The following is an 11322-nucleotide window of genomic DNA, read 5'->3' on the forward strand; positions in this document are numbered from 1 at the left end:
CTCAATGCCTTCCGATCAACAAATTACGATAACAGCGGTAGAGATGCTGTTTCCATGTAAGGGGGTTTTTATGTGTTCTTGCCTGTTCCAACAGGCTGACGACGGTTTCAGCATTGCATAGCTGACGAGTCGTGGGGTCTACATAGCCAGCGTAAAGAATCAGCGTGCCGGCAACCAGCGCATCCAACGAGAGTGAACGTGTGCGGCGTGGGCAGCTAAGCGCATCCTGCGTTAACCCCCAGCCAGCATAAAAGGGTAGTCCGTAGGTGCAGACTTTCCGCTGGCGCAAAAGAGCTTCAAATCCGGTCAAGGAGCTCATCGTGTGAACCGCATCGACGCGCTCTAACAGCGTTGCAATGTCAATATCACTGGCGTCTAGATCATACAGGCGTTTTGCGTTGGTATCGAGTGCTCCAATACGTGCACCGCTTACTACATCCGGGTGGGCTTTGTAGACAATAAAGGCATCTGGATGCGCGCTCCGGACGGCACTAAGCAGCCCGCTATTGGTATTAATGTGCGGGGAGCCGGTGGCGATCGAGGCGTCGCTTTCTACTTGGCCGGGCACCAGTATGGTGTGGCGCCCTTTGGGCAGCCTAATATTAGCCTGACCACCTAAGTTGTACTTTGAGAGTTTGAGCGCCACTAGCCGTTTACGTAAATATTGGGCACGCAGCAGCAGGTCGTTGCTGAAGTGAGCATGATTAAGCTGGGTTTCTAAATCACTGGGCTGACCGGGGTCGTAATAGATGCCTTGGGAATCAATCACCAGCGACAATGGCTGGGTGAGGTCGACCCCAAGTCCCACCGAGCGGATGAAGCCATCTTCCATGCGCCATAGTTTGGCCATGTGTTGGGGGTGCTGATGTTTAAAATCAGCATCAATGCGGCTTGACCATACCAGCAGATGCTCTTCGGGCTGTTTGCTGGCTGGTAATTTAGCATGATAATTCACTTGAGCGGCGGGGCCTAAAAAGTCGCCGATAAAGCGCCGTTTCCATGAGGAAAAACCGCATGCCCGCCAGTTTCCCCGGTAGCGCTCCTGCTGGCGCCTTTGGTCGGCGATCAAGGCGATGGTCTCTTCTAGCGTGACAGATTGCCGAGTGTAAGGATTAACGTAGCGGCAATAGCGTAAATAAGCAGCGGCAAACACTTCAACTAATGGGCGTTTAATGCGGCGACGGTGGCAGGCCAGTTGATCATGGGTGAGGCCCCAACCCGAATAAAACGGAATGCCAAAGCAGTGTACCTGCTTACCGGCAAGCAGCGCTTCGAAGCCCAGTTGGCTGGTCACGACGTAAACGTGATCAACTTGGTCAAATAGTGCCCAGGGATTAAGGTCTTCACTGATTACCCGGCAGCGGGGGTGGTCAGCGGCATTAAGCAGATGGCCCTGTTTTTTGCCCGCGATAACATCGGGGTGGATCTTGACCAAAATATCGCTTTCGGGATGCGCTTCTAACGCGGCTTCCAGCATTTTCTGAAAACTTTCCGCTTGGGCACCGCCGTAATAAATAGAAGCATCTCCAGCTGTTTGGTCCACCACCAATACGCGGGCTCGGCTCGAGACCTGAAGCGGCTGGTCGAGGGCGTGGTTATATTTGGAGAGACGATAGCGGTTGATCAGCGCCATGCAGCGTTCTGCTTGGACTAACTCTTCATCGTTAAAGCTGGCTGTGTTGAGCCAGTTTTCCAAATCAGAAGGGCGTGACGCGTCGTAATAAATGCCGGTTTCATCGACGACCAAGCTGTGCGGTTGAAAGCCGTCTACGCCCAAACCAAGCGAGCGTATAAAGCCATCTTCTAGCGCGATATAAGGTAACTGATGTCGTTTTGCATACTGTCTGGCACGAATGCTGGTGGGCTTTAACCCCCAACCAATGACAGCATGCGGTTTCGGCTTCAATGGGTTGAGGTGGACAAAACGATCAAATTCGGGCAGCAGCGCAGTCAGGGCGACCAGTTTGCGAATACCCGAGGATGTATAACCGGCTGTTCGTTTTGCCATAAGTAAGGCCGCAGTAATGTAGCAGGATGAAGGATAGGTGGGCGAACATACGTGAATTGGCTAGGGTTATCAATTCACAACTCCCTGAAAAGCCATGGAAGGAAGTGGCAATAGGGCGGGCTGAGCCGCGAACCTATATTGTATTTATAATATTTTATAGTTTTTCCATGAAAGGCTACTAAATTGCTTACCAGTAAATAAAAAAGTACCCAGGAGGCGAGCCCATCTAGGTAAGCTTGTCTGTGCGCACTCTCCAGCTCGGGCGTTAACAAAAGCTATGTATGGTTGATGTACATCAACGATCACATAGGTAATACTTTCTCTAAGTTGGTTGTTGAAAGTATTTAGACAATACTTGTCTGCCCATCTCAATAAATGAGTTTTAATGCATATCAAGTTCGCTAGGTGCGTGCAATTGTTCCTATGAAAGTCATACTCCTCCCTCGCTCATTAAGAGGCAGACTACTGCTGGGGCTAGCGCTTACTTGGGGTTTAGTCGTGACGTTGGTGTTGGGCATGTCGTGGCAGCTTGGTAAAGCGATGGTGCATCAGACGAATATGACCCATCTGCGTTATGAGGCCTCTCTTCTTGCTAGCGAAGTTACCCAGCAAGTTGAGTTGCGTATTCACGCACTTGAAAGGCTCGATGCCAGTCTTGGTGACAATAATGATGCTGAGGCACTGCTCAAGGCCTTGCGTGATAATGATGCTTTAATGACATTGTTTGAGTCGCTTATAGTCGCCGATTCTAGTGGGCATGTGTTAGTTGACTGGCCGGAGGTAGAAGGTCGTGCTGGCCTTGAAACCGAGCATCTTGAGTACTTCGGTGTGCTGCGAGGCACTCGAAAAAATTATGTTAGTGAACCATTTTTAGGGCGGGCGACTGGTATGCCAATGGTGCTCATTGGTGTGCCACGAACTGATGTATACGGTCAGTTTGCCGGGTTTGTGGGTGGCGTGGTAGCCCTAAATTCTAGCGGTTTATTCGAGCGTATTGCAAAGATACGCTTGGGGGAGAATGGCTACGCGAGTGTTGCAACGGCGTCTGGCAAAATCTTATATCACCCAGATAGTGCGTTAGTGAACTTAGATGTGCCGAACAAGGCGTTAAATCCTTGGTTAGACTTGGCGTTAGATGGCTGGGAAGGAGATGGCTTCGGTGAGCTTTTAGACGGCCAAACCGCACTACAATCCTATGCACAAGTGTGGCCTGCAGGTTGGATTATTGGGCTGTATTTGCCGGTTGATCAAGCACAGCTGCCACTGGCAGGCTTTATTCAGCAGCTATGGTGGCTTTGGATCGCATTGATTTTGCTGATGTTCCCTTTTATATGGTGGATGTTAGGCCATGTCCTTTCTCCTCTTAAGCATTTAGAAACCCAAATTGGAGAAGTCGGGATAGGGCATCGTGAAAGCGTCAGTCTTGCCACCAATATGCACGAGTTACAGCAAGTGGCATATACTTTTAACCGGGTCGAGAATGAGCGCCAGCTATTGATGAGTAATCTTCAAGAGCGGGAAGCTTTTCTTGATTCTGTTTTAAACACGGTGCCCCAAGGAATGTTTGTTGCTGACATTAATGGCGATATTACCTATATGAATCCATCACTTTTGAAATTGCTGGGGGTTTCCTCTTATTTACCTTTAGAAGCATGGTTTGAACAGATTCCATTAGAAGATCGCGCAGGGGCTAGAGACCTCTGGCGTCATAGTTTACGCACGGGGAGTGATTTTGTGCGTCAGTTACGCTTTTTACGCAGCGATCAAGAGCTGCTGTGGCTGGATATTCATGCTCGCGTGGTCATGCTTTCCCAAGATGGTCATACACTTGGGTTGGTAGGGGTCGTTAAAGACATCACAGAGCGCCGGGAGCAGGAGGCTATTCAGCGTTGGGAAGCGGAACATGACCCGCTAACTGGCTTGTTAAATCGTCGAGGTTTTGAGCGTCGCCTTGAAGAAGCCTTTGCCGATTTCCAAAAAACCAGCACCCCTTCGGCTCTTTTGATGTTCGATTTAGATCACTTTAAGCCCATCAACGATGAAGGTGGACATGCCTTGGGAGATGAAATGTTGCGTCGTATTGCTCAGGTAGTCGCCTGGGAAGTGCGTCGTAGTGACCATGCCGCTAGGCAGGGCGGTGATGAATTTGGCGTGCTGTTGCCCAGCTGTACTTTACCCCAGGCGCAAAAAATAGCTGAATCATTGCGCAAAGCGGTGGGTGAAATCTCGGTTGAACACGAAGGTAAAGAGTACGTCGTCACTTTAAGCATCGGCGTTACCACTTTTGATGAAGACGACACCAATGTGATGAATATCTTAGCGCGGGCCGATGCCGGCAGCTATGCAGCCAAAGGCCAAGGGCGTGATGGGGTAGTGGTCAATACGCCCCAAAGTCATGATGATGTCATGGAGCTTTTCGATCGGTTTTAATAGTTATCGCTATGCACCAAGCCGTCTTGATGCCTGTGGCGTGCTTAACAAGTCGACAAAACTTGCCCAGCAGTAGAATATAAGCAAGTGCTGAATTTGTTATTATAAGCCAATTTTTTAAAACTAAGGCTGATCGAGATACTGTTGTGAACCTAATTGAATTGTTTGCTCGCACGCTGGATATTACGCTGCCTGTTTTTGCGATGGTGTTTATAGGTCTGGGCCTTAAACGCTTGAAATGGATCGACAGTGCTTTCGTCTCAACTGCCTCAGCCTTAGTCTTTAAAGCGACTCTGCCCACCCTTATTTTTCTTAGCTTGATAAAAGCCGACCTAAGCGTTGCGCTAGATGTTTCACTGATAGTGTTTTTTGGTGTGGCGACGCTGGGGCAGTTTCTGCTGAGCTGGGCGTGGGCGCATTACCGGGTGGCACGTGAAAATCGCGGTATATACGTTCAAGGCGCGTTCCGCGGCAATTGCGGTGTAGTGGGACTAGCACTTGCAGCGGGCATGTACGGTAACTATGGCCTTTCTGCAGGTAGCCTGCTGCTGGGCGTGGTGATTGTGATGTACAACGCACTCTCTGTGGTGGTGCTGGCGACCTATCAGCCGGGCCAGTCTACCGACTGGCGCAGTTTGCTAAAGCACGTGATCACCAATCCGCTGATTATTTCTGTCTTCGCCGCGCTGCCGTTCACCGCGCTTTCGCTTCCACTGCCGAGCTGGTTGATTACCTCTGGGGACTACTTCGCCTCGTTAACGCTGCCGCTGGCGCTGATTTGCATCGGCGCAACGCTCTCCGTTTCGAGCATGCGCGACGGTAGCCAGGTGGCGCTAGGCGCGAGCTGGATGAAAATGGTCACGCTCCCGGTGCTGTCCACTGCCGCGGCTTGGTTGATGGGCTTTTCAGGCGAACAGCTGGGCCTGCTGTTTCTTTTCTTCGCCAGCCCCACCGCAGCCGCCAGTTTTGTGATGGTCAAAGCCATAGGCGGCAATGTCGCCCTCGCGGCTAACATCATCGCCATCACCACACTGATGGCCAGTATCACCGTCACGCTGGGCGTGTTTGCCCTGCGTTTGCTTGGTTGGATTTAGCAATTAGATTGAAGCGAGCCAACTCGGTTGGCCCTGCCTAACTGGACGCGTTATACTACGTGCCCTCAAGTTTGTACTCCGCTTAAGTCCCTGTAGCTCAGTAGGATAGAGCAGCCGCCTCCTAAGCGGCAGGTCGCAGGTTCGACTCCTGCCAGGGACGCCATTTAAATCAATGGCTTAATGACGTGATTCTTTAGTGCATTCCCCACTCAAGCCTTTAGTTCCCCCTAGTGGTTCCCCTAGCTTTACAAGCACTGCATTGAAGCGGCTCTTTCTCGCTTGCTGCTCAAGTTACGTGAGGATGGGCTTATGGCCCTGGACACGTGGATGATTGATGCCACTTCAGTGCGAGCCATACGCGCTGCCGCTGGAGGCGGCTAAAAGGGGGCTCGAAAGAACCGCTAGACCTCGCCCATAGCCGTTTCGTTTTAACTACCAAAATTCATTTGGTTTGTGATCGCCATGGTGTGTCACTGCCGTGCACGCTGTCCGCTAGCCAACAAGTAGCTTTTCGGCACTTCGCTTTCACGTTGAAGAGAATCTCTCTGCCACATAGTGTCAGGCGTCCTCACAGACTTAGTCGCTATATAGCGGCTTATAAAGGAGATGACAGCGATGAGCTGCTCCATGACTGCGATAGGCACGGCATGAAACCCGTGATTGCTCAGCGCAATATGCACTGAAGAACACTGCCTGGGCTGCCCAGATAGTTCGATAAGTACAAATATCATCTACGGCATGCAGTAGGACGCTGCTTTTGCTGGCTTAAAGAGTTACGCCGCATCGCCACACGCTATGAAAAGCTGGCAACTAGTTTTCAGGCGATGTTATGCGTGGCGTGCATCGACCATTAGTCAGCGCCTAACCATGCACTTATTGCTTGAATCCAGGCTTATAGCCGCTCCGAATTTCCGGAAGGTTTGCTGATTCATCAATCTACAGCTTGATTCGGAACGAAAAGCTTAAAAAAACCAGTTTGGTCATTTCTATGCTGTGGTCACGTTGTGCCGAAACTAAGCCCGGCTGTAAGCTCCAACCCAAGCTTGCTTCGCTTGCAGGCTAAAAAAACAATTATTAAAAACGCTAGGAGAAACGCAATGTTCAAGAAAACCACTCTTGCCGCCTCTGTCATCATGATGTCCATCACAACAGCGCAGGCTGAAGGCCCTTATCGCATCGGCATTACTCAAAACAACGTGGGTGTGGATAGCTATCAAACGACCTATGAAAGTGCGTTTGAAGCTGCTGCTGAAGAGGCAGGCAACGTTGATATTGTGGTGTTAGATGCCGGCGGTGATGTTGCACGTCAGATTGGTCAAGTACGTAACCTTGTCCAGCAGCAGATGGATGCGATCATCATCTGGCCGACCAATGGCCAAGCCGTTATACCTGCTATTCGTCAGGCTCATCAGGCGGGTATTCCGGTCGTTGTTACTAATTCCAAAATAGCTGAAGCAGGTCTTGATTACATTGCGGCCTTCTCAGGGCCTGACAATATTCAGCAGGGTGCCTCTTCTGCTGAAATGATGTGTGACGCCCTTGGGGGCGAGGGGCAGATCGTGCAAATTGCTGGGCAGCCGGGCTACACCACCGCCATGGAGCGCGCGGCTGGTTTCGAAGATCGCCTAGCCGAAATGTGTCCGGGAGTCGAGCTGATGGAGACACAGCCAGGCAACTGGAACCGTGAGCGGGCTCAGCGGGTCATGGAGGATTTCCTTACCAAATACGACCGTATTGACGGCGTTTATTCCGGCGATGACAACATGGGTGTTGGCGCCCTGAACGCGGCAAAAGGGGCTAAGCGTGCTGGTGATATTGTTTTCATCGGTGCCACGAATTTCGCTGTTGGTTACGACGCGATAGAGCGCGGCGAGTATTACGGTTCTATCTATCAGTCTCCGGTCGATGATGCGGAAGCCGCCCTACAAACGGCGCTAGATGTATTAGCCGGTGAAGAGGTGCCGAAGATGAACTTCTTCGAGACACCCAAAATCACCGCTGAAAACTTGAGCGAGTTCGATCGTCCCGTTTTCTGAAGCGAGGCATGCTGCTGCCCAGAGTGCTGCGTTGAGTGCGTAGTCTCTGGGAACCAGCATGCGCCTGAAGGTAGGGTTTCTGCGCTGGAGTGCACGGTAAGCGTCAATGGATGACGTACTTGTCCATTGCACTAACCGGTGTTTTCCGGGTTGATTTTATACAGGTGATTAGCATGGCTTCCGCAGAACAATCAAAATCTAGTCTGCCAGCAGGAAAATTTGGCAAAGAAAGCGTTATGAGTTTTCTATCGGCCCAGGGAATTCTCCTCTTTTTCCTGGTTGGCATGTTCGTTTTTTCTTTCTTTTTAGAGCAGTTTCTTTCCCAGTCAAACATCATGACCGTGGTTCGTCAGGCCTCGATTATTGGCATTATCGCCGTGGGTGTCACGGTGGTGATTATTGGCGGTAATCTGGATCTTTCCGTGGGGTCGATGCTGTCGTTTTCGACGGTGTTGGTGGTGGATCTACACGATAAGGTTGGCCCGACCACGGCCATTCTGATGATGTTTGCATTAACGCTGATGCTGGGTGCCGTCAATGGCATTCTGATCGGTTTTTTGCGCCTTAACTCCCTGATTGTCACGCTGGCGATGTTGTCTGCCATTCAAGGCTTCGTGCTGATCTACAGTGGTGGCCAAAACGTTGATATCGCGAATCAGGACGGCACGTGGTTTGCGTTCTTTGGGCGTGGCTATTTAGCGGGTATTGCTGTCCCTATCTTGCTATTTGGTTTGCTGGCCATTCTGGTTCAAGTGGTGATGAGCTACACAGGCTACGGGCGTCGGATCTTTGCTGTCGGTGGCAATCCTATGGCTGCCGTTTATTCGGGCATTCGTAAGAACTGGTGCGTGTTCAGCACCTATCTAATCTCAGCGTTCTGTGTGGCGTGTGCGGCACTTGTTCTTGGCTCGCGGGTGATGGGCTCACAAAACAATGTTGGCCAAGGTTATGAGCTTCTGGTACTGGCCGGCATCATCCTTGGTGGTACTAGTCTGCTGGGGGGCGCTGGCAGCATCTGGAAAACCGTGATTGGTGTGTTGATCCTGGGCTTTATTCAGAATGGCCTGCTGTTGATGGGCTACCCCTATTACATCCAGTGGATCGTGACCTGGGTCATCATCATCCTGGCCGTATGGCTGGATCTCGCTAACAAGCGTAAGCGCTTGCTAACGACCCACTCATAACGCGGAGGAGTAAAACATGACAAGTTTAAAAGGGTTCTTCCGTGGCAGAACGGCTATCCAACCGATCTGGGTGTTTGTTCTCGTCATCTTTATTTTCTTCAGCTTTATGTCGGAGTACTTCCTGTCATTTGGCAATATCAGCAATATTCTGGTGCAAACCTCCACCATTGGCCTGATTGCCCTTGGCATGACGCTTGTCATGATCAACGGCAATATCGATTTGTCGGTCGGTGCGACTCTGGGGCTTGCGGCTTCGTTGGCAGTCGGGTTGCAAGAGATCAGCATGACACTGGCGATTCTTACGGCACTCGGTTCGGGAGTATTGCTGGGCGCGATTAATGGCCTAATTGTGTGGAAGACGGGCGTAAATGCGTTCATCGTGACGTTAGGTGCCATGTTGGGTGTAAGGGGGTTAATCTTTCTATACACCGGTGAACAGTCGTTTTATGCGATGAATTTCGCCTTCTCTGACTTTGGTTCCAGCACCATTGGGCCTTTCCCAATACTGGCGATTATCTTCCTGAGTTGCACATTGATCATGCACCTAGTGATGACCCGAACCGGCCATGGGCGCAACACCTATGCGGTGGGCGGCAACCCTGAAGCATCCATTGATGCAGGCATTCGGTTAGGGCGCCATATGATGATTAATTTCATTATTGTGGGCTTCTTTGCGGCACTGGCAGGGGTGCTGTTAGCTAGCCAGATGGGCGCTGCAACACCAAATCTGGGGCGTGACTATGAGCTCTGGGTGATTACCGCAGTGGTATTAGGCGGTACCAAGTTAACCGGTGGTTACGGCAGCATCGTCGGCACCCTAGGCGGTGTGCTGGCAATCGGTATTCTGCGCAACGGCATGAACATGATGCAGGTGCCCGCATTTTATGTGCTGGTCATTCTCGGCGCTATTCTCATTTCGGTGCTGATTATCGACAAGAAGCTTAATGCACCCTCGGCTAAGGAGGTGCGGATATGAGCCCTTCTCAACACGACTTTTCATCTAACAAACGACAGCCGATTGACGCTGAACCGATATTGCGGCTTGAAGGTATCACCAAGCGTTTTCCTGGGGTTGTTGCCCTAAATAGTGTGGATTTTGACGTGCGGCCTGGGGAAGTGCATGCCCTGCTTGGCGAAAATGGGGCAGGCAAGTCGACATTGATGAAAGTGCTAGCGGGTAAGCACCAAGCGAATGAAGGAAAGATCATTCTTGCTGGCCAGGAAATGGCCTTTGAAAACCCAAAGCATGCCAAGCGGGCAGGTGTCGTGCTGATTCATCAAGAGCAGTCGCTGGTACCCGAAATGACGGTCGCCGAAAACATCTTTCTCGGCAGTTTGCCAAGAAAGCCGTTCAATCGCGTTGACTGGCGCAAGCTGCGCGAGGATACCAATAAGATTCTTGAGACGCTTAAGTGTGGTTTTCAACACGATGACTTAGTGGGATCGCTGTCGATTGCTAAGAAACAGATGGTCGAAATTGGCCGAGCGTTAGCGTTTACCCCGCGCGTAGTGGTGTTCGATGAACCGACGGCATCGCTCACTGACCATGAAAAACCAGTGCTCTATGACGTGATCAATTCGCTTTGTGAGCAAGGCGTGGGGATTGTTTATATCTCCCACCGCATGGATGAAATTTTTCACTTATCACACCGTATTTCCGTGTTGCGGGATGGTGAATACACCGGAACCGTCAATACGGCGGATACCAACGAGGACGAGATCACTCGAATGATGATCGGCCGTAGTTTGGAGCTCGATCATGCCAGCAAACCGAGTAACTTCGGCGACAACTTGTTGGAAGTGCGCAACCTCTCGGTGAAGCGTGTATTCGAGCACGTCAGCTTTAATGTTCGCAAGGGTGAAATTGTTGGCATGTACGGCCTGGTAGGCGCGGGACGCTCTGAGGTCGCAGAAACCATCTTCGGACTACGCACGCCTTCCACTGGCGAGGTGGTGTTAGACGGCAAGGTGGTGTCCTTCCGCAACTCCCATGACGCCGTGGTTCATGGCGTTGCTTTGGTGCCTGAAGACCGTAAGGATCAGGGACTGATTCTGGGGATGAACTGCCGAGATAACATGACCCTGGCAAGCCTTTCTAGCGTGTCGTCATTGGGCTTTATGACAAGTGCCAAAGAACGAGAGGTGTACGACAAATACCATCAGGCGATGAAAATCAAAACCCCCAGTTGGCGCCAAAAAGTGGGCAACCTGAGCGGCGGTAACCAGCAGAAAATCGTCATCGGCAAATGGCTGCATACCCACCCCAAGTTATTGATTCTTGATGAGCCAACCCGGGGTATTGATGTGGGATCCAAGTCGGAAATCCACACTCTGGTTAAAGATCTGGCCAAATCTGGCTATGCGGTGCTGGTGATCTCTTCCGAGATGCCCGAGGTTCTTGGCCTGAGTAACCGCATTATCGCTATGTATGACGGTCGCGTTACCGCTGAGTTTAATGGTGACAACGTCAGCGAGGACGAGCTGGTTCAGGCAATTACCGGAATGGGCAAGCAGGCGCAGGCGAGCTAGCTCGCCGTTTTGCGACTGAAGTGCTCTGCAAAGAGCACATA

At 51.2% G+C, this 11322-nt stretch carries 7 protein-coding genes, 1 tRNA gene and 1 pseudogene; 8 read left to right on the forward strand and 1 reads right to left on the reverse strand.

Annotated elements, in window-relative coordinates; all coding sequences use genetic code 11:
- Position 1: 1 nt before the first annotated feature.
- Positions 2 to 2008, reverse strand: a complete 2007-nt coding sequence (locus Q3Y66_RS06660) for a capsular polysaccharide biosynthesis protein (RefSeq protein WP_008960014.1) — start codon at positions 2006 to 2008, stop codon at positions 2 to 4.
- A 423-nt stretch (positions 2009 to 2431) separates the two neighbouring features.
- On the opposite strand from Q3Y66_RS06660, the gene Q3Y66_RS06665 reads away from it, so the two are divergent.
- The 8 genes and pseudogenes from Q3Y66_RS06665 to Q3Y66_RS06695 all read left to right on the forward strand — a co-directional run bounded on the left by Q3Y66_RS06665 (position 2432) and on the right by Q3Y66_RS06695 (position 11281).
- On the forward strand, positions 2432 to 4438 hold the full coding sequence (locus tag Q3Y66_RS06665) for a diguanylate cyclase (protein ID WP_035587536.1): 2007 nt from the start codon (positions 2432 to 2434) through the stop codon (positions 4436 to 4438).
- Between the two features lie 146 nt (positions 4439 to 4584).
- The gene (locus Q3Y66_RS06670) at positions 4585 to 5532 is read left to right on the forward strand and encodes an AEC family transporter (RefSeq protein WP_008960016.1); all 948 of its coding nucleotides are present in this window, start codon (positions 4585 to 4587) and stop codon (positions 5530 to 5532) included.
- Positions 5533 to 5618: 86 nt separating this feature from the next.
- Positions 5619 to 5695, forward strand: a tRNA-Arg gene (locus Q3Y66_RS06675).
- Positions 5696 to 6272: 577 nt separating this feature from the next.
- Positions 6273 to 6386 (forward strand): annotated as a pseudogene (locus Q3Y66_RS20945) (IS5/IS1182 family transposase); the annotation flags it as partial.
- Positions 6387 to 6629: 243 nt separating this feature from the next.
- Positions 6630 to 7568, forward strand: coding sequence for a sugar ABC transporter substrate-binding protein (locus Q3Y66_RS06680; protein WP_008960017.1), 939 nt, complete (start codon positions 6630 to 6632; stop codon positions 7566 to 7568).
- A 236-nt stretch (positions 7569 to 7804) separates the two neighbouring features.
- Positions 7805 to 8752, forward strand: a complete 948-nt coding sequence (locus Q3Y66_RS06685; protein WP_008960018.1) for an ABC transporter permease — start codon at positions 7805 to 7807, stop codon at positions 8750 to 8752.
- 16 nt (positions 8753 to 8768) lie between these two features.
- Positions 8769 to 9728 carry an ABC transporter permease gene (locus tag Q3Y66_RS06690; RefSeq protein ID WP_008960019.1) on the forward strand — a complete coding sequence of 320 codons (960 nt, stop codon included), beginning with the start codon at positions 8769 to 8771 and terminating at the stop codon, positions 9726 to 9728.
- Positions 9725 to 11281 (forward strand): sugar ABC transporter ATP-binding protein, encoded by a 1557-nt coding sequence (locus Q3Y66_RS06695; RefSeq protein ID WP_008960020.1) that lies wholly within the window; start codon positions 9725 to 9727, stop codon positions 11279 to 11281. Before Q3Y66_RS06690 ends, Q3Y66_RS06695 begins: the two co-directional genes overlap by 4 nt.
- The last annotated feature ends 41 nt before the right edge of the window (positions 11282 to 11322 follow it).

It is taken from the genome of Halomonas sp. HAL1 (assembly GCF_030544485.1).
Taxonomy (GTDB): Bacteria; Pseudomonadota; Gammaproteobacteria; order Pseudomonadales; family Halomonadaceae; genus Vreelandella; species Vreelandella arctica.